This window comes from Arthrobacter sp. UYCu712, assembly GCF_040547005.1.
Classification (GTDB): Bacteria; Actinomycetota; Actinomycetes; order Actinomycetales; family Micrococcaceae; genus Arthrobacter.
The window spans coordinates 14,132-38,189 of the sequence record NZ_JBEPOZ010000030.1; the positions used below are offsets into that span (position 1 = coordinate 14,132).

A 24,058-nucleotide genomic window follows, 5' to 3' on the forward strand; every position below is an offset into this window, starting at 1 on the left:
AGGAGCTACACGGATGAGCAGTCGAGCAGAGTCCTTCCTCGTGGGACTGGTGGGTGATGGCGTCGTGCCGTCGCTGACCCCCTATATGCACGAACGCGAAGGCGACCGCCAGGGCCTCCGGTACCTGTACCGCCCCATCGACCTCCGGGAGCTTGCGCTCCCCGGCGCTGCCGTGGGCGAGCTCCTCACCGGCGCGCAGCGGCTCGGCTTCAACGGGCTGAACATCACCCACCCGTGCAAGCAGCTGGTCCTGGAATACCTGGACGAAGTCACCCCCGACGCCCGGCGCCTCGGCGCGGTGAACACCGTGATCATCCGGGACGGCCGGTTCATCGGCCACAACACCGACTTCTCCGGCTTCGCCGCGGCCCTTGCGTCGGGCCTGCCCGGCGCAAGGCTGGACCGTGTGGTGCAGCTGGGCGCGGGCGGTGCCGGGTCCGCCGTCGCCTACGCCCTGCTGACCGCGGGGGTCCGGGAACTCGACCTCGTGGACACCGACGCCGGACGCTGCGCGGCCCGCGCGGCCGAGCTTGCCGGGTTCTTCCCGGACCAGAAAGTCACGGCCCGGACGACGGCGGAGCTGCCGCGGCTCATGCCGCACGCCGACGGCCTGGTGCACTGCACCCCGGTGGGGATGGCCGCGCACCCCGGCGTCCCGCTGGACATGTCCCTCCTGGAGTCCCGGCACTGGGTCGCGGACATCGTCTACCGGCCGATCGAGACCGAACTGGTCCGCGAGGCCCGGGCGAAAGGCTGCTCCGTGCTCGACGGCGGTCGGATGGCCGTCGGCCAGGCCGCCGACGCCTTCCGGATCTTCACCGGCCTCGAGCCCGATGCGGAGCGCATGCGGGCCCACTTCCTGGAGCTTGTCGCCGCGGAAGAGGTGGCCGCCTGATGCGTACGGGAATCGCCACGGTCTGCCTGTCCGGCACGCTGCGGGAAAAAATGCAGGCCTGCGCGATCGCCGGCTTCGACGGGATCGAGATCTTCGAGCAGGACCTTGTCACGTCCCCGCTCAGCCCCGAGGACGTCCGCAAAATGGCCGCGGACCTCGGCCTGAGCCTGGACCTCTACCAGCCGTTCCGCGACTTTGACAGCGTCCCCGAGGAGCTGCTCACGGCCAATCTCCGCCGCGCGGACGCCAAGTTCCGGCTGATGTCCCGGCTCGGCATGGACACCGTCCTGGTCTGCTCCAACGTGGGCACCGCCAGCATCGACGACGACGAACTCCGCGCCGCACAGCTTTCCCGGCTGGCCGGGCTCGCCGCGGACCACGGCGTCAAGGTGGCCTACGAGGCGCTGGCCTGGGGCAAGTACGTCAACGACTACGAGCACGCGCACCGGCTGGTGCAAACGGTGGACCACCCCAACCTGGGTACGTGCCTGGACTCGTTCCACATCCTCTCCCGCGACTGGGACACCGCGCCGATCGAATCCTTCAACGCGGACAAGATCTTCTTCGTGCAGGTCGCCGATGCGCCCAAGCTGTCCATGGACGTGCTGTCCTGGAGCCGGCACTACCGCGTGTTCCCGGGTGAGGGCCAGTTTGAGCTCGCCAAGTTCATGGGCCACGTGGTCCGGGCCGGCTACACCGGTCCGGTCTCCCTGGAGGTCTTCAACGACGTCTTCCGCCAGTCCGACGTCGAACGCACCGCCGTGGATGCCATGCGCTCGCTCATCTGGTTGGAGGAACAAAGCGCCAAGTGGCTCGACGCCAACCCCGCGGCCGGTCCGGCCGGTCCGGCGGCCGGCGGCGCTGCGGCCTCCCGCCGCCGGTACCCGATGGAACTGGCTACCCTCCCGCACGTGGCCGAACCCGCCGGGTTCAACTTCGCCGAGGTCAGGGCAGGGGACACCGCCGCGCTCGAGACCCTGCTCGGCCAGCTCGGCTTCACGTCCAACGGCAGGCACCGGACCAAGAACGTGCAGTTGTGGTCCATGGGCCACGCCCGCGTCATCATCAACGAAGAACCCGCCGGCGGCGCAAGCGCCGGGACCTCCGCCCCGGCCATTTCCGCGTTGGGATTCGACGTCGACTCCCCGGTGATTGCCGCCGCCCGCGCCCAGCAGCTCAAGGCCCCGGCGGTGCCGCGCAAAAGCCAGGCCAATGAGGAGATTTTCCAGGGCTTCGCCGCCCCGGACTCCACCGAGATCTTCCTGTGCCAGGGCAATCCCGACGGTACGGCCGTGTGGACCCGGGAATTCGGTGACGGCCTGGACGTCGCGGCGGCGGACCGGGCCGGGGACCCGGGGACCGTGATCGACCACGTCAACCTCGCCCAGCCGTGGCAGCACTTCGACGAAGCCGTGCTCTTCTACACCAGCGCCCTCGCCCTGGAACCGCAGCCGTTCGCCGAGGTGGCCAGCCCCACCGGACTGGTCCGCTCCCAGGTCATGCTGACCCGGGACCGGGGCGTGCGCCTCGTGCTGAACCTGGCCCCGCTGATCCAGCAGGAAGGCGCCACGCCTGGCGCGGCAGGGACTGCAGGCACCGGTCACCGCCCCGGCTACCAGGAACACATCGCTTTCGCGGTGGATGACCTCGTGGCCGCGGCCCGCGCCGCGCAGGCCCGGGGCCTGGACTTCCTGCGCATCCCGGAAAACTACTACGAGGACCTCGACGCCCGGTTCGCGCTGGAACCCGAATTCCTGGCCACCCTCCGGGAGCTCAACCTGCTTTACGACCGCGACGCCGACGGCGAATTCCTGCACTTCTACACCGCCACCGTGGGCAGCGTGTTCTTCGAAATGGTGGAACGCCGCGGTGCCTACGACGGCTACGGGGCCCCCAACGCCCCGGTGCGCCATGCCGTCCAGTACGACCACCTGCACCAGCAATCCACCGCCTGAGGGCAACCAGTACCACCACCAACGAAAGGAGGCTGCTGTGCCTGAAGAGATCAACCTTGAGGTCTACAACGCGGACCCGCTCACCGAGGACGTGTCCGACGGGGCCGCACCAAAGACCTACGCGAGTGCTGTCCCTGCCGGGGACACTGCCGCGGAGTCGCAGGCGGACCTCACCGCCGAAATGAAGGCCCTGGGCGACGCCTATGCACTGGCGCTCAGGAACGGCGCCCCGGCCGAGATCCAGCCCCGGCTGGACTACGCGCCCTATCGCAGCAGCGTCCTGCGCCACCCCACCAAGGACCTGCACCACGCGGACCCGGAAACCATCGAGCTGTTCTCCCCGGCGTTCGGGCACATGGACGTGCACGCGCTGGAATCGGACCTCACCATCGCGCACAACGGGGAACCGCTGGGCGAACGCATCGTCGTCTCGGGCCGCGTGCTCGACGGCGACGGCCGTCCCGTGGCCGGGCAGCTCGTGGAGATCTGGCAGGCCAACTCCGCCGGCCGCTACATCCACAAACGGGACCAGCACCCGGCACCGCTCGACCCGAACTTCACCGGCGTCGGCCGCTGCATCACGGGGGCCGACGGCTCCTACAGTTTCACCACCATCAAGCCCGGCGCCTACCCCTGGAAGAACCACCTCAACGCCTGGCGCCCGGCGCACATCCACTTCTCCCTGTTCGGCCAGGAATTCACCCAGCGGATCGTCACGCAGATGTACTTCCCCGGGGACCAGCTCTTCCCGCTGGACCCGATCTACCAGTCGATCGTGGACCAGGACGCCCGGGACCGGCTCGTGGCCACGTACAACCACGAGCAGACCAAACCCGAATGGGCTCTGGCGTACACCTGGGACATTGTCCTGACCGGGTCGAAGCGGACCTGGACCGAGAACGAGGCCCTGGGCGCAGAAAGTGATGACCATGAGTAACCCCACCAAACTCACCCCCACCCCCGGACAGACGGTAGGCCCGTTCTACGGCTACGCCCTGCCCTATCCGAAAGACCGCGAGCTCCTGTCCCCTGGTTCCCCGGATTCCATCCGGCTGCAGGGCACCGTGTACGACGGCGGCGGCCACCCGGTCCCGGACGCGATCCTGGAGATCTGGCAGGCCGACGCGGACGGGAACATCGCGCAGCGGACCGGTTCGCTCGTCCGCGACGGCTACACCTTCACCGGCTTCGGCCGCAGCGCGGTGGGCAACACCGGCGCCTTCACGTTCACGACCGTGAACCCCGGCCCCACCGGGCCGGGAGCGGCGCCATTCATCGCCGTCGCGGTCTTTGCCCGCGGCCTGATGAACCGGCTCTTCACCCGGATCTACCTGCCGGAGAACCAGGAGGCCCTCGCCGCGGACCCGCTGCTGTCCTCCCTGGACCCGGAGCGCCGCAAGACCCTGATCGCCCGCCGCGACGCCGACGGCGGCCTCACCTGGGACCTCCGGCTCCAGGGCGAGGGCGAAACCGTGTTCCTCGACTTTGAGGGCGCCTCGAAGTGAATGCGCCCGAAGCCGGCGGCAATGCCGCCCTCGACGGCGATTTTGGCCTGCTGAGTCCCGTGTCGGCCTCGCCCGCCGTGGCGGCACTGACCGGGGACAGGGCAGTCCTGGCCGCCATCCTGCAGGTCGAGGCCGCCTGGACCGCAGTCCTGGAAGAGGCGGACCTCGCCCCCGCCGGTTCCGCCGCCGTGGTGGCCGCGGCCGCGGATGCGGGCCGCTATGACGTCGCGGACATTGCCGTGCGCGCCCAGGGCGGCGCCAACCCGGTCATTCCGCTGCTGGCCGAGCTCCGCGGGCACGTCATGGCGCTTGACACCGCCGGCATCGGCGCGGGCAAGGCCGTGCACACGTCGCTGACCAGCCAAGACGTCCTCGACACCGCCCTCATGCTGCTGGCCCGGAACGCGGTCCGCGGGCTCCTCACCGAGGTGAAAGCAACGACGTCGGCGCTGTCCGCCCTGGCGGCACAGCATGCGGACACGCTCTGCGTGGGCCGCAGCCTGACCCAGCACTCGCTGCCGTTCACGTTCGGGCTCAAAGCCGCACAATGGTTCGCCGGACTGGCCGCCGCCGCGCGCCGGCTGGAGTCCCTCGACCTGCCCGTGCAGACCGGCGGGGCGGCAGGAACCCTCGCCGCGGGCACCGTGCTGACCACAGGCACCGCCGTGACGCCCTTCGACCTGTCCGACCGGCTGGCCGCCGGACTCGGCCTGGCACCCGTGCCCGCGCCGTGGCACACCAACCGGCTCGCCGTCACCGGGCTGGGCGACGCCCTGGCCGCCGTGACCGACGCCGCCGGCAAGATCGCCGCCGACGTCCTGTTCCTGAGCCGGCCGGAAGTGGCCGAGCTCGCCGAGCCGCGCGCCGCCGGCCGCGGTGGGTCCTCGGCCATGCCGCAGAAGCAAAACCCCGTGCTGTCCGTGCTGATCCGCAGCGCCGCGCTGCAGGCACCCGGGCAGGCCGCCCAGCTGCACCTCGCCGCCGCGACCTTCAACGATGAACGCCCCGACGGTGCCTGGCACACTGAGTGGCCGGCCCTCCGCCGGCTCCTTCGCCTCGCCCTGGGCGCCGCCGGACAGCTCCGCGAACTCGCCGAAGGCCTCCAGGTGTTCCCCGACGCCATGCGCCGGAACCTGGACCTCGCCGGCCCGCTGCTGCTCAGCGAAGCTGTCACGGCCGCCGTCTCCCCGCTCCTGGGAACCGACGGTTCAGGGCAGGACGGCAAGCAGCGTCTCCAGGCGGTCGTGGACCAGACGCTCCGGACCCCGGCGGCCGCGCAGGCTGCCACGTACCGGCGGCTGCTCCGCGCGGCCGTCCCACCTGAGCAGCTCCCGGACCGTCGGCTCGAGGAGCTGCTGGACCCGGCCAACTACCTCGGCCAGGCGGCCGAAATTTCCCGCCGCATCCTCGCGGCATACCCGGAGTACACCGGCACGGCAGCCCGGGCCCCCGGCGCAGCACGGACCCTCGACCTGAACGGAGCCTCCCGTGGCTAGACCCACCCTCAAAGCTGTACTGCTCTCGCCCCAGCGGCCCCTCGGGGACAAGCCCCTCCTGGTGGTGGGGCCGTCGCTGGGCACCTCCACGTTCCTGTGGTCCCAGTCCGGCGCGCTGCTCGGCGGCGTCGTCGACGTCGTCGCCTGGGACCTTCCCGGCCACGGCATCTCTCCGGCGGCCACCGGACCCTTCAGCATCGCCGAACTGGCCGACGCCGTCGTCGAGCTGGTCGACACCGTTGCCCCCGGCGCGCGCTTCCACTACGCCGGCGTGTCCCTCGGCGGCGCCACCGGCCTGCAGCTTGGCATCAAGCACGGCGAACGGCTCAAGAGCCTGTCCGTGCAGTGCAGCGGCGCGAAGCTCGGCACCCCGGAGGGCTGGCTGGAACGCGCCGAAACCGTGCGCACACAGGGAACACCCGTGATGATCCAGGCCTCGGCGGGGCGCTGGTTCGCCCCGGGCTTCATGGAACGCGAGCCCGAGCGCAGCAGCCGCCTGCTGCACGCCCTGCGCGACGCCGACCGCTTCAGCTACGCGTTCTGCTGCGAGGCCCTCGCAGGCTTCGACGTCCGGAACGAACTCGGCAGCATCCGGGTCCCCACCCAAGCCGTGGCCGGTGCGGAGGACAGTGTGGCCCCGCCACCGCTCGCCGCCGAGATCGCCGAAGGAATCACCGCCGGCGGCGGCACCGCCAGTGCCGTGACCCTCGAAGGCGTGGCCCACCTGGCGCCGTTTGAAGCACCCGCCCACGTTGCCGAACTGCAGCGGAGCCTCATGGCCTGGGCCGAATCCCGCGGAGCCGAAAAGTGACGGGCCCGGAGATCAACGGCCCCGGGCGCACCGGCCGGGAACGGCATGGAGCCGTCCAGCCGGACGCCACTAGCCGGGAGATCTACGACGGCGGCATGACGGTCCGCCGCGAGGTGCTTGGCGCCGCGCACGTGGACCGCGCCAACGCCAACAAGGATGCCTTTACCGAGGACTTCCAGGACATGATCACCCGGATCGCCTGGGGCGGCATCTGGACCCGACCCGGCCTGACCCGGCAGATGCGCTCCGCGGTCACCATCACCGCCATGGTGGCGCACGGGCATTGGGAAGAACTGGCCATGCACATCCGCGCCGCCGTCACCAACGGCCTGAGCAGGGACGAGATCAAGGAAATCCTGCTCCAGACCGCCATCTACTGCGGAGTCCCCTCCGCCAATACCGCCTTCAAGACCGCCCAGCAGGTGTTCCAGTCCATGGACAAAGCAGCAACGGGCGCCACAGAAATGGACCACACACCATGAACCAGGCCTACCTGTACGACGCCGTCAGGACCCCGTTCGGCAAATTCGGCGGCAGCCTCGCCGCGGTCCGCCCGGATGATCTCGCCGCGCATGTGATCGCTGAGATCGTCAGGCGCGCCCCGAAGCTCGACGTCGAACGGATCGATGAGGTGGTGTTCGGCAACGCCAACGGCGCCGGCGAGGAGAACCGCAACGTCGCCCGGATGGGCACCCTGCTCGCAGGGCTGCCCGTCTCGATCCCGGGGACGACTGTCAACCGGCTCTGCGGGTCCTCCCTCGACGCGGCGATGATCGCCTCCCGGCAGATCACCACCGGCGACGCCGAACTCATGCTGATCGGCGGAACAGAATCGATGTCCCGGGCCCCCTGGGTGCTGCCCAAGACCGAGAAGGCCTACCCGGCCGGGGACCTGACCCTGGCCTCCACCACGCTGGGCTGGCGGCTGGTCAACAAGGCGATGCCTGCCGAGTGGACCATCTCCCTCGGCGAGGCGACCGAGCGGCTGGCCGAAAAGTACGGGGTGACCCGCGAGGCGCAGGACGAATTCTCCGCCGGCTCGCACAACCTGGCCGCCGCGGCCTGGGATGAGGGCTTCTACGACAACCTCGTGACCCCGGTTCCGGGTACGGACCTGGTCCGGGACGAGGGCATCCGCGCCGGGTCCTCGGCCGAGAAGCTCGCCGGGCTCAAGACCGTGTTCCGGACCGGGAACGGCACCGTTACGGCCGGGAACGCCTCCCCGCTCTCCGACGGCGCCTCCGCGGCCTGGCTGGGCTCCGAGAACGCCGCCGGCCTGCTGGGCCTGGAACCGCTGGCCCGCATCGCCGGCCGCGGCGCGCACGCGAACGATCCCCAGTACTTCGGCTACGCCCCCGTGGAGGCCGCGAACAAGGCCCTCGCGAAGGCCGGCATCGGCTGGGACCAGGTGGGCGCCGTCGAACTCAACGAAGCGTTCGCCGCGCAGTCCCTGGCCTGCGTCAACGCCTGGGGCATCGACCCCGCAATCGTGAACCGGCACGGCGGCGCGATCGCCATGGGACATCCGTTGGGCGCCTCCGGCGGCCGCATCCTCGGCACCCTGGCCCGCAGCCTGCAGGCCTCCGGTGAGCGTTGGGGTGTCGCCGCGATCTGCATCGGCGTCGGCCAGGGCCTGGCAGTCGTCCTCGAAAACGTCACCGCATGCGCCGCGGCGCCGGCAAAACCAGTCTCAGTAAAGGGATAGGACATGCTGAACTTCGTAGACAGCGTCGGCGCGGCCGTCGCCGGCATCAAGGACGGCTCCACGGTGATGATCGGCGGCTTCGGCAACGCCGGCCAGCCGTTCGAGCTCATCGACGCGCTGCTGGAGTGCGGCGCCACGGACCTGACCGTGGTCAACAACAACGCCGGCCAGGGCGACCAGGGCCTCGCGCTGCTCATCAAGGAGGGCCGGGTGCGGAAGATGATCTGCTCCTTCCCGCGGCAGTCCGACTCCTGGCACTTCGATACCAGGTTCCGGGCCGGCCAGATCGAGCTCGAGCTCGTCCCGCAGGGCAACCTCGCCGAACGGATCCGCGCCGCCGGCGCCGGGATCGGCGGTTTCTTCACGCCCACCGGCTACGGCACCATGCTCGCCGAGGGCAAGGAAACCCGGATCCTCGACGGCCGCGGCCAGGTCTTCGAAACTCCCATCCACGCCGACGTCGCCCTCATCAAGGCGCTCACCGCGGACGGCAAGGGCAACCTCGTCTACCGCAAGACTGCGCGGAACTTCGGCCCCATCATGGCCGCAGCCGCCAAACACACCGTGGTCCAGGTGTCCGAGATTGTCCCGACGGGCAGCCTGGACCCGGAGAACATTGTGACCCCCGGAATCTACGTCAACAGCATCGTCCGTGTGGCCGCAGCCGAAGGCAAGACAGAAAGCGTGGCCTGACATGAGCATCCAGACTGCATCCATCCAGACCAGCGGGGCGCCCCTGGGCCGCGACGACCTCGCCCGCCTCGTGGCCCGGGACATCAAGCCCGGCTCCTTCGTGAACCTCGGCATAGGCCAGCCCACCCTGGTCTCCAACTACCTCGAGCCGGAGCAGAACATCACGCTGCACACCGAGAACGGCATGCTGGGCATGGGCCCGGAGGCCACCGGCGACCAGATCGACGGCGACTTGATCAACGCCGGCAAGATCCCGGTGACGGAGCTGCCCGGGGCGTCCTACTTCCACCACGCCGATTCGTTCGCGATCATGCGCGGCGGGCACCTGGACATCTGCGTCCTCGGCGCGTTCCAGGTCTCCGCCACCGGCGACCTCGCCAACTGGCACACCGGAGCCGCCGACGCGATCCCGGCGGTCGGCGGCGCGATGGACCTCGCCACCGGGGCCAAGGACGTCTTCGTGATGATGACCCTGCTGACCCGCGAGGGCGTGTCCAAGCTGGTGGAGACGTGCACGTATCCGCTGACCGGGATCGGCTGCGTGACCCGGGTCTACACCGACAAGGCCGTCTTCCTGACCGGACCCGGCGGCGTCGAAGTGCGCGAAACGTTCGGCTGCACCCTGGCGGAGCTGCAGGCGATGGTGCCGGTGCCGCTCAAGGCCGCCCCCGCCGTCGGAACCGCCGTCGGAAGCTGAGCACACAGCTGTCCCGCGTATAAGGTGTTGGCAGAGCATGAGGGGCAGAAAATGATTGAGGCAGCAAAAGGCGCCAGTGGCGCGCCCGCGGCCAGCGACCAGTACGTCCAGTCGCTGGCGCGCGGGCTGGCGGTGATCCGGGCGTTCGACACGGACCACCCGAAGATGACGCTGAGCGAGGTGGCCGCCCGGACCGACCTGACCCGGGCCACCGCCCGGCGGTTCCTGCACACCCTGGTGGAGCTGGGCTACGTCCGCACCGACGGCAAGATCTTCGCCCTGACCGCCAAAGTGCTGCAGCTGGGCTACGCCTATCTGTCCGGGCTGTCCTTGCCCCAGCTCGCCAAGCCGCATCTTGAGGAGCTGTCGCACCAGCTGGGCGAGTCCACCTCGGCCGCAGTGCTGGACGGGACGGACATCGCCTACATCGCCCGCGTGGCCACGCGCCGGATCATGACCGTCGGCATCACGGTGGGGACCCGGTTCCCCGCCTACGCGACGTCGATGGGCCGGGTCCTGCTCGCGGCGCTCCCTCCCGCGGAGCTGGGCCGCTACCTCGCGGCCGCGGACATCCGCCCCCTGACGCAACAGGCGATCGGCACCCCGGAGGCGCTGCTTGCCGAGCTGGACGCCGTGCGCGCGCAGGGCTGGTGCCTGTTGAACCAGGAACTCGAAGTGGGGCTGATGTCCGTCGCGGCCCCGGTCCATGACGGACCCAAGGTGGTCGCGGCGATCAATGTCTCCCTGCAGGCCCAGTCCGTGGCCTCGCAGCCGGACCCGGAGGCCTATCTGGTCTCGGTGCGGAAAGGGGCCGTAGCCACTGCGGAGCTCATTTCCGCGGACCTTTCCGGCGGCCGGTAGGGCTCAACCCTCGGTGTCCTTGCTGGGCGCCGTGGACACGGTGATGGTGACCCCCGAGGAGTCATCGAGGATCTTGAGGTGCAGGTCCCTGCCCACAAGCGAGGCATGGATGTCCTCGCTGTCCTCCGGCGCGAGCTGCTCGGCCAGCCGTGTGACGGCCAGCGCCATCGCGCGCCCCCAGTCATGGGGATCCATGCTGGATGCCTCAGCCTCGGCTGAGTAGTATTCCTGTGGTTCGGTCATGTGCCCCCGCTTCCAGCGCCCGGAGCGCGGCCCGTCCGGCTGATCCGGTCAGGCATCCGGCCGGCTGTTCCGACAAGCCCGGCCCGTTCCAGTACATAAGCATGGCCAGTTTAGTGACGCCGGGACAAGAACGTCCATGTTCGGCGGCCGGGGCGCCTAAGTTACGTCCGGAACTCCCGCTAGGATTTCACTGCAGACACTTCCCGCCCGCCCGCCCTTGAAGGACGCCATGACAGAGAACAACACCGCGCCTGCCAGGCGCGCCGCCGTGATCATCAACCCCATGAAGTCCTCGGGAGAAGACTTCAAAGCGGCCTTCTATCGGCTGTGCGAGACGCAGGGCTGGGCGGAGCCGCTCTGGCTCGAGACCACTGCAGAGGACACCGGCCTGGGCCAGGCCCGCGAGGCTTTGGCGGCGGGGGTCGACGTCGTCATCGCCGCCGGCGGGGACGGCACCGTCCGCTGCGTGGCGGAGATCCTAGCCGGCACCGGAACCCCGATGGGCCTCGTTCCGCTGGGCACAGGGAACCTCCTGGCCCGCAACCTCGGGATCGACATCACCGATCCCGTCGCCGCCAGCCATGACATCCTCAACGGCACGGACGCCGCCGTGGACGTGGTCAAGGCGAGCCTGGACCACGCGGAGGACGAACAGCTCTTTTTGGTCATGGCCGGGCTCGGCTACGACGCCGCGATCATGGCGAACACGGTGGACGAGCTCAAGGACCGCGTGGGCTGGCTCGCCTACGTGGAGGCCGGCATCCGGCACCTGCCGGGCAAGCCCGTCAAAGCAAAGATCAGCATCGACGGGCAGCACCCGGTCCGCCGCCGGATCCGCAGCGTGATGGTGGGAAACTGCGGCAAGATCATGGGCGGCGTGGAGATCTTCCCCGACGCCAAGGTGGACGACGGCATCCTCGACGTCGTGATCCTGGCCCCCGCGGGGAAGCTGGGCTGGCTCCCCGTCCTCGCCGGAGTCTTCGGCCGGAAGAACAGCAAAAACTCCTCCGTGGAGTACTTCACGGGCAAGTCCGCGGAGATCAGCCTGGACCACGAGCAGGAGTTCCAGCTCGACGGCGACCACCTCGGCAAGGCCAAGCACCTTAAGGTCACCGTGGAGCACGAGGCGCTCAAGATCCGGATGTAGGCCTAGGCAGTTTCCGCCGGCGCGGCCGGGCGGTACGCGAGGATCTCGGCGAGCTCGGCCAGGCGGTGGGCGCGTGCGGACTCCGCCGGCGTGAACGGTTCGCCCGGCCGGGAGAACGTGATCGGTCCGTGCCAGGCGGTCGGGATCCTCAGGACGGTGCCGTCGACGGCGGTGCCCGCGCCGGCGTCCGGCGCCGCTTCGATCCGCGCATGCAGCAGTTCCGCCACGGCCAGCGGCAGTTCCTCGGGGTTTGCCGCGATCCGGGCCGCCAGGCTCAGGGCACCAGTCTGCCCGTCGGCCATGGCCAGGGCGGTGGTGGGCCACACCTGCGGTTCGCTGCCCCCGCCGTCGCGCAGTGCCCGCAGCAGTTCGCCCTCGCGCAGGTCGCCGGGCGCCGAGAGCACGAACTCGTCGAGCACACCGCCGGCCACGGGGTGGACATGGATGCTCAGGATATTGGTGTCCAGCCGGGCCAGTGCATGCGTCACCTTCTGCAGGGCACCGGGCCTGTCCTTCAGTACGGTCCGGGCCCGCCACAGCGACGGCGCCGCGCCCAGCTTCTTGCGGTGGCGCAGGGCGGGCGCGTGCAGCCAGCTCCGGAGGACCCGGGCCGCGGAGGGCTCCGCGACCCAGATCACCAGGATCGTGGCAGTCATGGTGAGGACCAGGACCTTGGCTACATAGGGCAGATGGGTTCCCACCACCGCGGCGTGCACGAGCAGTTCGATCGGCAGCATCACGGCGATATTGGCCAGCGTCAGCCGGGCCTTGGTCGGTTCGGGCAGCTGGCCGCAGACGTCGCAGCTCAGCTCGGAGGTTGCATGGGCTGTCGGCTTCATGGCTCCATGATGTCCGCCTGCTGTTACGGCCCCGTTGCCGGCCGGTGACTTTTTCAGTCGGCCTAGCGGCTGCGTCCGCCGGCATGTTCGGCTGTGGGCTGATCGGCGTGGTCAGCCGCGTGCTCACCGGTGTAATCAGCCGAACGTTCGGCCGCGTGTTCGCCGGACCGTTCCGGGGCCGCGAACTGGGCCAGCAGGTCTCGGATTTCGGCGAGCAGGGCGGTGTCCGCGGGCAGGGGCTCCTCTTCGGGTTCCGCCGTAACGAGGCGCTGCTTGACGATCGTGTTGATCCGGTTCATGGGCGCCACGAAGATGAAGTACACCACCGCCGCTGTGATCAGGAAAGTGACAAAGGCCGTGATGACCGCGCCGAAGTTGACGAAGGTTTTCTGGTTGCCCGGCCAGATGGGGAAGCCCAGGCCCTCGGTCTCGACGCCACCGGCAGCGGCGATGATGGGGTTGACGATGTTCGAGGTGAACGCGCTGACCAGGGTAGTGAAGGCGGTGCCGACCACCACCGCGATGGACAGTTCGATCACGTTGCCGCGCAGGATGAAGTCCTTGAATCCTTTGAGCATGGGGGTCCTCCGGGGTGCCTTGGCGTACGTCGTGCAGTCGTGACTCCGCTGGCCGGAATCAACCGCTAGACGCTACCACTTCCCGGCCTGTTTCCGCGGACCGTGACGGGTTCCGCTCAACGGAGCGCGATGCTGCAACGGCGTCGTTCCGGCGTAGAGTCCAATCAGGATGCCAGTGCCGCCGTCGCAATTATTCGACTGCAAGGAAGGCGTTCCTCCCCGTGAAACTGCTGGCCGAGATGTTCACCATGGCACCCGGCAACAAGGACCACCAGGTCGCCCTCCGGTGCGCTGCCGGCGTCTTTGTCCCGCTGACCACCCTGGTGCTGCTGGGCCGCCTGGACCTGGCCGTCTTCGCCTCCTTCGGTGCCTTTACCGGGATCTATGGCCGGCACGAGCCGCACGCCCAACGCTTCGTGACACAGCTCCGGGCCGGGATGCTGATGCTGCTGATCATGCTGCTTGCCGCCCTGACCGCCCGGACGGGCGTGGCACTGGGGCTTTCCACGACTGAGACCATATGGATGCAGGTCGCGGCCACCGCCCTGGTGGCCGGCGGCTGTTCACTCCTGGTTGCCTTCTGGCGGCTCCGCCCGGCCGGTTCGCTGTTCCACATCTTCGCGTTCGCAGCCATCGCCTCCATCCCCAGCCAGCCGCCGCTCTGGCAGGGTATGGCAGTGGCGGTCCTCACCATTGCCCTGTCCCTGCTGATCGGCATGTCCGCGCGGGTGGCCAGGCGGCGGCGGACGCCGTGGGCCCGGCCGCAGGCAGCAACCCTGTCACCGGCCGAGAAACGGGCCGCATGGCTCGAAAGTCTCGGCTACCTCGTGGCTGCCGGACTGGCCGGAACGATCGCGACCCTGGCCGGCGAGAGGCTGGGCTTCGGCCACAACTACTGGGCCATGGTGGCAGCCGTAGTCCCGCTCGCAGGGCACACCACCCGCCACCGCGTGAGTCGCGGGGTGCAGCGCATCGTAGGCACCGCTGTGGGGCTGGTCCTGCTGGCCGGGATCCTGCTGCTGCAGCCGGCGCCGTGGCAAACCGTGCTGGTGATCGCCGCCTGCCAGTTCGGCGCCGAGATGTTCATCGCCCGGCAGTACGTGCTCGCCCAGATTTTCGTCACGCCGCTGGCGCTGATCTCGACCCTGCTGGTGGCGCCTTCGGCTCCCGGGTTGCTGCTGCGGGACCGGATCCTGGAGACCGTCATTGGCGCCGCCGTCGGCATCGGCGTCGTGCTGGCCCCCACGGTGTGGCGCCGGCTGCGTGCCCGGCTGGGCACGCAGCACGCCGCCGCCTGACGGACTAGTCGTCCCCGGGGGCGGGCGCCCCGGCCGCGTGTGTCCCGGCCGGTGCTCCTGCCGGTGTGCCTGCCAGGGGCGCCTCGTGGGAGATCCGCTGCGGCACAATGGCCAGCGCGGCCACGGCAATCACGGCTGCGGCGGCAAAGGTGTAGACACCCCACGGGTAGGCGATGCCGGCTGCCACCAGGGTGCCCGTCACTGCGGGGCCGAGGATCGCACCCAGCCTGCCGACGCCGGCAGAGTAGCCCAGTGCCGTGGCCCGCAGGCGGCTGGGGAAGAGCTGGCTGACCCAGGCGTAGACGAGGACCTGTGAGCTGAAAACGAAGACGCCGGTGACGAAGACCGTCGCGTTGAGGAGCAGCTCATTCTGAAGCTTGATACTCAGCACGGCGAGGAAGACTGCTGACAGGCCGAACCACAGCAGGACCACTTTCTTGGCTCCGTGCTTGTCCGCGAGGATGCCGGCGATGACGAGTCCGACGATGGCACCAACATTGAGCACCAGCAACTGCCCGATGCCCGCGGCGATGGAGTAGCCCGCGGATGCCATCAGCTGCGGAAGCCACGTGTTCAGGCCATAGACGAGCAGGAGCCCCATGAACGACGCGATCCCGACCCCGACTGCCACCACGGGGTAGGGCTTCCTGGTGAAGTCGCGGAAGCTGGCTGCCTCAGCAGGTTCGTTCCCCTCCTTGACCGGGGGCAGGGACTCGGGCAGCTTGAACCACAGGAATGGCAGGAGCGCCAGCCCGGCCATGCCGCCGATGACGAACATCATCCGCCAGTTGGGGATCAGCAGGAGTGCCAGGAACGCAGTGACGACGGCCCCGACGTGGTAGCCGGTCATGGTCCTCGTGGTGGACCGGCCGGCCGAGCCCTCCTGGATGGCATAGTCGTTCATGTAGGCCAGTGCGGCGGGCAGGCAGGCGCCGAGACCCAGGCCGGCCAGCAGCCGGAACGTGCTGAACACCAGGACGTTGGGGGCGATCACCACCGCCAGGGTGAACACGGAGAACCAGGCGACGCAGGCGATCAGCAGCCGGCGGCGGCCGAACCGGTCCGAGAGCGGGGCGATGAAGAGCGCGCCGAGGCCCACGCCAACCAGGGAAATCGTGGCGGCCAGGGTGGCTCCCACGGCGTCGAACCCGAGTTCCTGGGTCTTGATCAGCGTCGGGATAACGGTGCCCAGCACTACCAGGTCGAAGCCATCAAGCACCATGGCCAGCCAGCAGAGCCAGACAGGCCAGCGGGAAGTGCGGTCAGCGGACGTCATCGGCATGGCTACCTCGAAGTTAGGGCTCGGCGTCGAGCGGGTATGAAGGCGAAGGCCGGAGCGGCGGTTTCCGGTGCGCGTCAACGGGCACTTCGGTTGCTTCCGACACGAGAGTTGTATCACCGGCAGGTGTAATGTGGGACACAACAAACCGTTCAATGGAATGCCGAGGGCCGCCCAGGGCGTGCTCAAGGAAGCAGGATCGTGGCCAACTCAAGCACGGGCGACTCGGTCGTGGACCGCGTGGTGCGGGTCATCGGGGCGTTCCCCGAGGGCGTCACAGTGCTGCAGCTCTCGGAGCTCGCGGCCAGGGCGCAGCTGCCCGTGACCACCGCCCACCGCCTGGTCCGGCAGCTGGCCGGGCACGGGCTCCTGGAATTGGGCAGCGGCGGCTCCGTCCGGCTGGGACTGCGGCTGTGGGAGCTCGTGAACCGGAATTCGCCCACCCTGGCGCTCCGCCAGGCCGCCATGCCGTTCATGGAGGACATCCAGCAGGTGCTCAACCAGAATGTGAACCTTGCGGTGCTGGACGGCTGGGAAGCGCTCTTCGTCGAACGGCTGTCCCGCCGCGGGTCGGTGCCGAACCGGGCGCAGATCGCCGGCCGGATGCCCGTCCACATCTCCTCCGCGGGGCTGGCGCTGATGGCCGGCCAGCCCCCGGCCGTCCAGGCGGACTATCTGCGGCAATTCCACGACCCCGCCGGCAAGCTGGGCGCGGACAAGCTCCGGACCCTGCTCCAGGAGGCCGCCAGCCACGGCTTCGCCCAGCTGGCCGGTGTGGTGGATCCGGACACGTGGGGAATTGCCGTTCCCGTGCGGGACGCCAGGAACCGCACGGTGGCGGCGCTCGGCGTCGTCGTCCCGCTCCGGGAGATGCGCCTGCAGGCGCTGGTTCCGGCCCTGCAGACCGCCGCCCGGGGGATCGGGCGGCAGCTGAACGACGCCAAAAACCCGGCAGCATTCCGTTCAGCGGAATCCATGTAACGTCCGTCACGTCACCGGACGCAGACTGTAGCCAGAGATTTCCCGAGCCGCAACGAAGCGAGGAACACATGGCCAACCGTCGAATCATCACCACCCAGGTCGCCATTCTGGGCGCCGGCCCGGCAGGGCTCATGCTCTCCCACCTGCTGGCGCGGGCCGGGATCGAATCCACCGTCATCGAGGTCCGCAGCCACCAGGACATCTCGGAAACCGTCCGGGCCGGCATCCTGGAGCACGGCTCGGTGAACCTGCTCGTGGACAGCGGCGTTTCGGACCGCGTCCTGCGCGACGGCGACCGGCACGACGGGATCGAACTGCGCTTCAACGGCGAAAGCCACCGGATCGATTTCCAGGACCTCGTCGGGGAATCCGTCTGGCTCTACCCGCAGACCGAGGTCTTCGCCGACCTCGCCGCCCGGCGCCGGGCCGACGGCGGCGACGTCCGGTACAGCGTCACCGACACCACGATCCACGGCATCGAAGGCAAGCCGAAGGTCTGGTTCACGGACGCCGACGGTGTGGAATACGAGCTCCGGGCGGACTTCATCACCGGCGCCGACGGCTCGCGCAGCCACTGCCGCTTCCAGATCCCGGAGGCCAGCCGCAAGTGGTACTTCCACGAGTACCCCTTCGCCTGGTTCGGCATCCTGGCCGAGGCGCCGCGCAGCTCCGATGAACTGATCTACGCCAACTCGGAGAACGGCTTCGCGCTGATCAGCCAGCGGACCGAGGCCGTGCAGCGGATGTACTTCCAGTGCGATCCGGACGAGGACGTCCGGAACTGGAGCGAAGACCGCATCTGGGACGCCTTCCGCAGCCGGGTGAACGGCAACGGCTTCGAACTCAAGGAAGGCCCGGTCATCGACAAGATGGTCCTGAAGTTCCGCAGCTTCGTGCACACCCCTATGCGGCACGGCAACCTGTTCCTGGCCGGGGATGCGGCCCACACCGTCCCGCCGACCGGCGCGAAGGGCCTGAACCTGGCACTCCACGACGTCAAGGTGCTGTTCGAAGGGCTGGACAGCTTCTACCGGACCGGCAGCACGCTGCTCCTGGATGGCTACAGCGACCGCGCCCTGGACCGGGTCTGGAAGGCGCAGCAGTTCTCCTACTGGATGACATCCATGCTGCACACCCCGGCCGGCGCAGACGACTTCGCCCGCGCCCGCCAGCTCGGCGAGCTCAACTCGGTGGTCTCGTCACGCCACGGCCGCGCGTACCTCGCCGAGGCCTACACCGGCTGGCCGGGCAACCCCTAGGCGCTGGCTCCCGTTACGACCCGGCTCCCGCCGGGACCGGCGTCGTGCCTTGCTTGTCGCCGGCTCCGGCCGCCGCTTTTTTGGACGGTTTCCGGCTGGATCGGCCGTAGACGAGGTACATGGTCACTCCTGTGATGACCATCAGCAGCACCGTGTAGACGAAGGTGTTGGACACTCCGTCAACGCCGTCGGCGCCGTCCGTGTTGGCCTTGATGACCAGGCCCAGGGGCTGGAACAGCGGGTGGGCCAGGAAGATGGCAGTGTCGTAGTCGTCGAGCATGCTGTTGAAGTTCAGCGCCGTGATCGCGGCCGCCGCGGGCAGGACGATCGGCAGCAGGATCCGGCGGAACACGTACAGGGTCTTGGCGCCCATGATGTTGGCGGCCTCCTCGAGCGAGGAGTTCACCGAGGCAAACGACGCCTTGAGCATCCGCAGCGTGAACGGGATCTTGACGGTCACGAACGCGATCAGCAGGATCACCGTGGTCCCGGTCAACACGGCGCCGCCGACCAGCGGATTCGGGTGGTCGTAGCTGAGGATCAGGCCCAGGGCGAGCAGTGCCGAGGGGAGGATCCACGGGATGTGGAGCAGGTACTCGAAAATGCCCGTTACCCAGTTCCGGTATTTCTGCAGGAGCCGGGCGACGAACAGCAGCCCGCCGACGGCGATCACCGCAGCCAGGGCACTGTAGATAATGCTGATGATGAAGGGCCGCAGTCCGGAGGGCTGGGTCAGCACCCGGACGTAGTTGTCGAAGGTGAGGCGGCCCGGCGAGAGCTGTCCGGTCTGGATCGCGGCGCTGTCGGCGAAGGAGAACAGCACGATCAGCACCACGGGGAGCGTGTAGACCGCGAACAGCAGGTAGGCGACGGCGTGGACCGCCGCGTTCGCCACGGGATTGCGGATCTGCTGCTTCTGCAGGCCCGAGGAGACCTTGGACACCGAGAAGTAGGTGCCGCCCTTTTCCAGCCGGGTCATGACGGCGAGCATCAGCATGGTGGCCACACCGAGGATGACGGCGAGCAGCGCGGCGAGGTCCCGGGAGGTCGGGCTGTTGGTGAACGTGAGAATCATCGGCGTGATGGTCTGGAAGTCCCGGCCGCCGAGGACCTGCGGTGCGCTGAGGGCTCCCAGACCGGTCAGGAAGGACAGCACGGTCACCGCAAACAGAGTGGGCTTGAGCATCGGCAGCACCACGCGCCGCAGGATGGTCCAGGTGGAGGCTCCCATGTTCCTGGCCGCTTCGATGGTCTGGTAATCCACGCCCTTCAGCGCGTTGGTGAGGAACAGCATGTGGTTGGTCGTGGTGGCGAACGTCATGACGGCCAGGACGGCGAAGAAGCCGGAAAACCAGCCGGGGTCCATGCCGGGAAACAGTCCGAGCAGGAAGCCGGTGACGATGCCCTTGTCCCCGTAGATGAACTTGTAGCCGGCCGCCAGCACAATGCCACCGTAGATGAAGGTGGTGGCGTAGCCGAGGAACAGGATCCTGGAGCCGCGGATCTTGAAGTACTGCGTGACCAGCACGATGAAGATGCCCACCACGTTGACGGTGACGGACAAGGCAACAGCCAGCAGGAAGCTGTTGCCCAGGGACTTCATCGCCCGCTGGGAGGAGAGGAGCTTCTCGGCGGCCCGGCCGGAGAAGCTCCCGTCCGGGAAGAACGTCTGGATCAGCACGTTGGCATTGGGCCAGACCAGGAACGCCGCGATGAACCACGTCAGCGCGACCCCGACGATCAGGACGGCGGGGGAACGGAGCATGCTGCGGGTGCTGGCGCCGTCAGAGTTGCCCCGCCGGCGTGCGCTGCTCAAGGGCGGGCTGCTTCCTGCAGCCGGCTGCCGAGGGCGGCGCCGGTTCCCGGGTGGTACTGCAGGACGTGGGACGGCTTCACGTACACGGTGGCCTGGCTGCCCGCTACGGGATGTGCCCCGCCGTCTTCCCTTACCAGCAGCCGGATGTCCGCGCCGTGACAACGGACGACGTACCGGCTGTGCAGGCCGTGGTAGGTCTTCGAGACCACGGTTCCGTTCACGGGGACGGCCTGGCCGTCCCCGCCGGCGTCCAGGGACACTTTCTCCACCCGCAGATAGGAGTTGGCCGCGGGATCGAGGGCATGCCTCGACTGCCGGTTCAGTTCCGCGACGAACGCGGCTGTGAGCCGGGAGCTGTCCCCGATGAAGTTGCACACGAATTCGGTGGCGGATTCGTCGTAGATGCTCTGCGGTGTGCCCACCTGTTCCACCACACCCTCGTTGAAGACCGCCACCCGGTCGCTCATCGCCAACGCCTCGTCCTGGTCGTGGGTGACATAGACGGTGGTGATGCCGAACTCGCTCTGGAGATCCTTGAGCTGCTGCCGGAGCTGGTGCCGGAGTTTGGCGTCCAGATTGGACAGCGGCTCATCGAGCAGCAGGATCTTGGGCTGCAGCACCAGCGCCCGGGCGACGGCGACGCGCTGCTGCTGGCCGCCGGACAGCTCCGCGACATTCTTGCGCAACTGGTCTTCGGAGAGGTCAACGCGCCTGGCGATATCGCGGACCAGCCTGTCGCTCTCGGCCGGCTTTTCCTTGCGGACCCGCAGGCCGAAGGCGATGTTCTCCCAGACGCTCATGCTGGGAAAAAGGGCGTAGTTCTGGAAGACCATGCCCACGTCGCGTTGGTCACTAGGGAGCCGGGTGACTGCCTTCCTGTCGACGTAGACCTCGCCCGCGGACGGTTCGATGAACCCGGCCAGGGTGCGCAGGGCTGTCGTCTTCCCGCAGCCCGACGGGCCCAGCAACGTGAAGAACTCACCCGGTTCCACCTGCAGGTTCAGCTCGGGGATGGCGGTGAAATCACCGAACGTGACCTCGATGTTCTCTAAACGGATCATGGCAACCTGTCTTTTCTGGCGGCAGTCGGCGTCGGGTGGTCAGCTCATGTATTCCAGTTCGATCTTTTCAACCCATTTGCCCATGTTTTCCTGCACGAAGCTCCAGTCGATGTCCTGTTGCTTGAGCGTGTTGAAGAATTCGACCACCTCGGGCTTGGCCTGGGCGACCGCCGCCTTGTTGACCGGCATCGAGCTGAACTGCTGCGCCCACTCGCCCTGGGTCTGTGCGCTGCCGAACCAGTTGATGAACTTCAGGGACTCATCCTTTTTGTCCGTCCCCTTGACCAGGGCCACCTGCTCGATGGCCAGCGGGACGCCGACGGACGGCATGACGGTTTCGACGTTGACCTTGAATGATTTTTCGCGCTCGGTAATGATCGAGGACGGCATCTGACCCATGTCCGTCTCGCCCGAGGCGATCCGGGCGAACAGGTCGGTCTTGGCGACCGCGGGGCTGCCGTTCTTGAAGTAGCCTTCGATCTGCTTCCAGCCCTCGTCGGAGACGCCCAGATCGCCGCCGTCGTCCTTGTACCGCGTCAGGATGCTGGCTAAGACCAGCTGCGCGGTGGCGGTTCCGACGCCGGTGACGCGCTCGTAGCGGGACTTGAACTTGTCCTGGGCCCACAGATCGGTCCAGTCCTTGGGGGCCTCGTCCTTGCTGAACTTTTCGGAGTTGTAGCCGAGGAGGATCGCCTGCTGCACCAGCGGCCAGTAGGCCTTGCTGTCCGATTTGTCGCCCTTGGCCGTGTCGACTTCGCCGGACCAGGAGGGGGTGTACGCCTCGATCGCACCCGCGGATTTGATCTGCTCGAAGTACATGTTGTTCAAGCCGAAGGCGACGTCCGCGATCGGGTTGTTCTTTTCCGCGATCAGCTTGTTGGTGGCATCAGCGCCGCCGGCGCCCACGATTTCGATCTTGAAACCGGCGTCCGCGGCCTTCTTGGTGAGCCACTCGCCGCGGCCTTCACCGTTGGAGTTGGTGTAGACGATCACGGTTTCGCCGGAGGGCGGTCCCGAGGGGGCGACGGCGGCGGGGCCGGGAGCCGCCCCGGACGAGGCCGCCGGAGTTGCCGTGCCCCCTCCGCAGCCAGAAATCAGGGTGACGGCGACGGCGGCGGCAACCAGGGTTTTCAATCTGCGCACGGGTGGGACTCATTTCTGAACGGGACCGGAGGGCGTTGTTCGGCCAGCCTATAGCGGCACACGCCGGATCTGACCGATTATTCCTATCGATTCGATGAAATAATCTGGCCGCTGCATGTGAGTCTGGTGCGTCCGGCGGAACGGAATGGGTCCATCGCCTTAACCGGCAGTGAACATCCGCCGGATGCGCCGCCGCTCCCGCGCCGCAGGTGCTGCGCTAGTCCTGGTCCAGCGTTTCCGTCAGGTGGTGCGTGGGGATCCGGTCCCGGTCGTAGGTGATCTCCGTGTAGCCGTGCGGCTCCGGTGTGCCGTTATGGCTGAGGTTAACGAACACGATCTCCTCGATGGTGAGGATGCTCTGCCGGGTGATCATGTTGCGCACCTCGGCGCGCATGGTCAGCGAGGTCCGGCCGAACCGGGTGGCGGTCAGGCCCATCTCGATCAGATCGCCCTGGACGGCGGAGCTGACGAAGTTGATTTCGGAGATGTATTTGGTGACCGCGCGGCCGTTGCCGAGCTGCAGGATGGCGTAGATCGCCGCTTCCTCGTCTATCCACTTCAGCAGACTTCCGCCGAACAGCGTGCCGTTCGCGTTGAGGTCTTCGGGCCGCACCCACTTGCGGGTGCGGAAGGTGATGTCTGCCGGTTCCATAGTGCGAGGTTAACCCACGCCGGCACACCGCCGGGAGTGTGACGGATCCCGCCGGGCCGGGGCCGGCCGTAGACTCTGGGCATGGACGCTCTATCCGTCGTCGGCGGCGGCATCGCGGGGCTGGCGCTGGCAGCACACCTTGACCCGGACCGCTTCCAGGTCACCGTCCACGAGCGGCGGGGAGAGCCGGCGCCGGTGGAGACGTCCCTGGCCATGTGGCCGGAAGCCCAGCGCGCCCTTGATGAGATGGGTATCCTCCCGGCGGTCCGCGCGGCCGGCTCGGGGTTCGGCGGGATGGCACTCCGGGACGGCGCCGGGAGTGTCCTGCTGCGGGCCCGGGCATCCGGCGTCATCGGGGTGTCGCGTGCGGAGCTGCTCCGGCTGCTGGACGCAGCCGTGCCCGCCTCCGTACTCAGGGCCTACGGCGCCGTGGCATCGCTGCCGCGTGCGGACCTGGTGGTCGGCGCCGACGGAGTGCACAGCGTTGTCCGCCGGAGCGTCTGGGGCGAACACGCCAGGGCCCGCCTCAGCCCGTACCTTGCGCTGCGCGGCATCATCGACGGGCCGGTCCCGCCCGGCCGGGGCGGTGAATACTGGGGCCGCGGGCAGTTGTTCGGCATCACGCCCGCGTCCCGTGGCCGGACCTACTGGTACGCCTCCTACCGCTCGGGGCTGGGGCCCGGCGGCATCGACGTCGAAGAGGCCCTGGCCCTCACCCGCGCGCATTATTCCGGCCGTGACGCCGGCATGGACCATGTCCTGGCTGCGGCGACGCCGGGGGAGACGCTGGCGCAGCGGGTCTGGACAGTGCCGTACCCGGGCCGCTACGCCCGGGACGGTGCGGTGCTGGTGGGGGACGCGGCGCACGGCATGACCCCCAACCTGGGGCGCGGCGCCTGCGAGGCGCTGATCGACGCCGTCACGCTCGCCGATCTGCTCAACTCCCGCCCGCTCCCGGAGGCGCTGCGGGCGTACAACCGGCGAAGAATGCTGCGTAGCCAGGCCTTGCGCGTGGCGTCGTCCGCGATGGCCCGGCTGGCGCTCGCGGAAACGGCCCAGCCGCTGCGGGACGGGCTGCTGCGGCTGGCCGGCAGGGCCGGGCGCGCCGGCGCCGGACAGAACGATCGATAGGGGATCCCCCGCG

Annotated in this window: 24 protein-coding genes; 16 read left to right on the top strand and 8 right to left on the bottom strand. The window is 68.6% G+C overall.

Going from position 1 to position 24,058, the window contains the following annotated elements:
• Positions 1-13 precede the first annotated feature (13 nt).
• From ABIB51_RS20550 to ABIB51_RS20600, 11 genes are read left to right on the top strand one after another with little or no spacing between them, the layout of a single operon-like run.
• The gene (locus ABIB51_RS20550; protein WP_354191205.1) at positions 14-895 is read left to right on the top strand and encodes a shikimate dehydrogenase; all 882 of its coding nucleotides are present in this window, start codon (positions 14-16) and stop codon (positions 893-895) included.
• Positions 895-2,850 carry a bifunctional sugar phosphate isomerase/epimerase/4-hydroxyphenylpyruvate dioxygenase family protein gene (locus ABIB51_RS20555; RefSeq protein WP_354191206.1) on the top strand — a complete coding sequence of 652 codons (1,956 nt, stop codon included), beginning with the start codon at positions 895-897 and terminating at the stop codon, positions 2,848-2,850. The genes ABIB51_RS20550 and ABIB51_RS20555 overlap by 1 nt, the downstream gene beginning before the upstream one ends.
• A 37-nt stretch (positions 2,851-2,887) precedes the next feature.
• Entirely contained in the window at positions 2,888-3,787 is a 900-nt protein-coding gene (gene pcaH / locus ABIB51_RS20560; RefSeq protein WP_354191207.1) for a protocatechuate 3,4-dioxygenase subunit beta, read from the top strand.
• A complete protein-coding gene (pcaG, locus tag ABIB51_RS20565; RefSeq protein WP_354191208.1) occupies positions 3,780-4,355 on the top strand; it encodes a protocatechuate 3,4-dioxygenase subunit alpha in 576 nt (191 codons plus the stop codon). Before pcaH ends, pcaG begins: the two co-directional genes overlap by 8 nt.
• On the top strand, positions 4,352-5,851 hold the full coding sequence (locus tag ABIB51_RS20570; protein WP_354191209.1) for a lyase family protein: 1,500 nt from the start codon (positions 4,352-4,354) through the stop codon (positions 5,849-5,851). The genes pcaG and ABIB51_RS20570 overlap by 4 nt, the downstream gene beginning before the upstream one ends.
• Positions 5,844-6,662 (top strand): alpha/beta fold hydrolase, encoded by an 819-nt coding sequence (locus ABIB51_RS20575; protein WP_354191210.1) that lies wholly within the window; start codon positions 5,844-5,846, stop codon positions 6,660-6,662. Before ABIB51_RS20570 ends, ABIB51_RS20575 begins: the two co-directional genes overlap by 8 nt.
• The gene (pcaC, locus tag ABIB51_RS20580; protein WP_354191211.1) at positions 6,659-7,144 is read left to right on the top strand and encodes a 4-carboxymuconolactone decarboxylase; all 486 of its coding nucleotides are present in this window, start codon (positions 6,659-6,661) and stop codon (positions 7,142-7,144) included. Before ABIB51_RS20575 ends, pcaC begins: the two co-directional genes overlap by 4 nt.
• On the top strand, positions 7,141-8,367 hold the full coding sequence (locus ABIB51_RS20585; RefSeq protein ID WP_354191212.1) for a thiolase family protein: 1,227 nt from the start codon (positions 7,141-7,143) through the stop codon (positions 8,365-8,367). The genes pcaC and ABIB51_RS20585 overlap by 4 nt, the downstream gene beginning before the upstream one ends.
• A gap of 3 nt (positions 8,368-8,370) precedes the next feature.
• Positions 8,371-9,060 (top strand): 3-oxoacid CoA-transferase subunit A, encoded by a 690-nt coding sequence (locus ABIB51_RS20590; protein ID WP_354191213.1) that lies wholly within the window; start codon positions 8,371-8,373, stop codon positions 9,058-9,060.
• 1 nt (position 9,061) lies between these two features.
• Entirely contained in the window at positions 9,062-9,757 is a 696-nt protein-coding gene (locus tag ABIB51_RS20595) for a 3-oxoacid CoA-transferase subunit B (protein WP_354191214.1), read from the top strand.
• 51 nt (positions 9,758-9,808) lie between these two features.
• Positions 9,809-10,618, top strand: a complete 810-nt coding sequence (locus ABIB51_RS20600) for an IclR family transcriptional regulator domain-containing protein (protein ID WP_354191215.1) — start codon at positions 9,809-9,811, stop codon at positions 10,616-10,618.
• A gap of 3 nt (positions 10,619-10,621) precedes the next feature.
• Here the strand turns inward: ABIB51_RS20600 and ABIB51_RS20605 are convergent, their stop codons facing one another.
• Entirely contained in the window at positions 10,622-10,861 is a 240-nt protein-coding gene (locus tag ABIB51_RS20605) for a hypothetical protein (RefSeq protein ID WP_354191216.1), read from the bottom strand.
• A 229-nt stretch (positions 10,862-11,090) separates the two neighbouring features.
• Here ABIB51_RS20605 and ABIB51_RS20610 point away from each other — a divergent pair, with 229 nt between their 5' ends.
• On the top strand, positions 11,091-12,008 hold the full coding sequence (locus ABIB51_RS20610; protein WP_354191217.1) for a diacylglycerol/lipid kinase family protein: 918 nt from the start codon (positions 11,091-11,093) through the stop codon (positions 12,006-12,008).
• A gap of 2 nt (positions 12,009-12,010) precedes the next feature.
• Here ABIB51_RS20610 and ABIB51_RS20615 read toward each other — a convergent pair whose 3' ends face one another.
• Positions 12,011-12,847 carry an ACT domain-containing protein gene (locus ABIB51_RS20615; RefSeq protein WP_354191218.1) on the bottom strand — a complete coding sequence of 279 codons (837 nt, stop codon included), beginning with the start codon at positions 12,845-12,847 and terminating at the stop codon, positions 12,011-12,013.
• A gap of 62 nt (positions 12,848-12,909) precedes the next feature.
• Positions 12,910-13,425, bottom strand: coding sequence for a large conductance mechanosensitive channel protein MscL (gene mscL / locus ABIB51_RS20620; RefSeq protein ID WP_354191219.1), 516 nt, complete (start codon positions 13,423-13,425; stop codon positions 12,910-12,912).
• A 221-nt stretch (positions 13,426-13,646) separates the two neighbouring features.
• Between mscL and ABIB51_RS20625 the strand changes: the two genes are divergently transcribed.
• Complete coding sequence (locus ABIB51_RS20625) at positions 13,647-14,723, top strand: FUSC family protein (protein ID WP_354191220.1); 1,077 nt, start codon at positions 13,647-13,649, stop codon at positions 14,721-14,723.
• Positions 14,724-14,727: 4 nt separating this feature from the next.
• Here the strand turns inward: ABIB51_RS20625 and ABIB51_RS20630 are convergent, their stop codons facing one another.
• Positions 14,728-16,005 (bottom strand): MFS transporter, encoded by a 1,278-nt coding sequence (locus ABIB51_RS20630; RefSeq protein ID WP_502916186.1) that lies wholly within the window; start codon positions 16,003-16,005, stop codon positions 14,728-14,730.
• Between the two features lie 198 nt (positions 16,006-16,203).
• On the opposite strand from ABIB51_RS20630, the gene ABIB51_RS20635 reads away from it, so the two are divergent.
• A complete protein-coding gene (locus ABIB51_RS20635) occupies positions 16,204-16,983 on the top strand; it encodes an IclR family transcriptional regulator (protein WP_354191222.1) in 780 nt (259 codons plus the stop codon).
• Between the two features lie 68 nt (positions 16,984-17,051).
• Positions 17,052-18,242, top strand: a complete 1,191-nt coding sequence (locus ABIB51_RS20640; protein ID WP_354191223.1) for a 4-hydroxybenzoate 3-monooxygenase — start codon at positions 17,052-17,054, stop codon at positions 18,240-18,242.
• A 13-nt stretch (positions 18,243-18,255) separates the two neighbouring features.
• Here ABIB51_RS20640 and ABIB51_RS20645 read toward each other — a convergent pair whose 3' ends face one another.
• From ABIB51_RS20645 to ABIB51_RS20660, 4 genes are all read right to left on the bottom strand, one after another.
• Complete coding sequence (locus ABIB51_RS20645) at positions 18,256-20,007, bottom strand: ABC transporter permease (RefSeq protein ID WP_354191235.1); 1,752 nt, start codon at positions 20,005-20,007, stop codon at positions 18,256-18,258.
• 47 nt (positions 20,008-20,054) lie between these two features.
• Complete coding sequence (locus tag ABIB51_RS20650; protein WP_354191224.1) at positions 20,055-21,119, bottom strand: ABC transporter ATP-binding protein; 1,065 nt, start codon at positions 21,117-21,119, stop codon at positions 20,055-20,057.
• A 39-nt stretch (positions 21,120-21,158) separates the two neighbouring features.
• The gene (locus tag ABIB51_RS20655) at positions 21,159-22,262 is read right to left on the bottom strand and encodes an extracellular solute-binding protein (protein ID WP_354191225.1); all 1,104 of its coding nucleotides are present in this window, start codon (positions 22,260-22,262) and stop codon (positions 21,159-21,161) included.
• A gap of 217 nt (positions 22,263-22,479) precedes the next feature.
• The gene (locus tag ABIB51_RS20660; RefSeq protein WP_354191226.1) at positions 22,480-22,914 is read right to left on the bottom strand and encodes an acyl-CoA thioesterase; all 435 of its coding nucleotides are present in this window, start codon (positions 22,912-22,914) and stop codon (positions 22,480-22,482) included.
• A gap of 81 nt (positions 22,915-22,995) precedes the next feature.
• Between ABIB51_RS20660 and ABIB51_RS20665 the strand changes: the two genes are divergently transcribed.
• Complete coding sequence (locus ABIB51_RS20665; RefSeq protein ID WP_354191227.1) at positions 22,996-24,045, top strand: FAD-dependent monooxygenase; 1,050 nt, start codon at positions 22,996-22,998, stop codon at positions 24,043-24,045.
• The last annotated feature ends 13 nt before the right edge of the window (positions 24,046-24,058 follow it).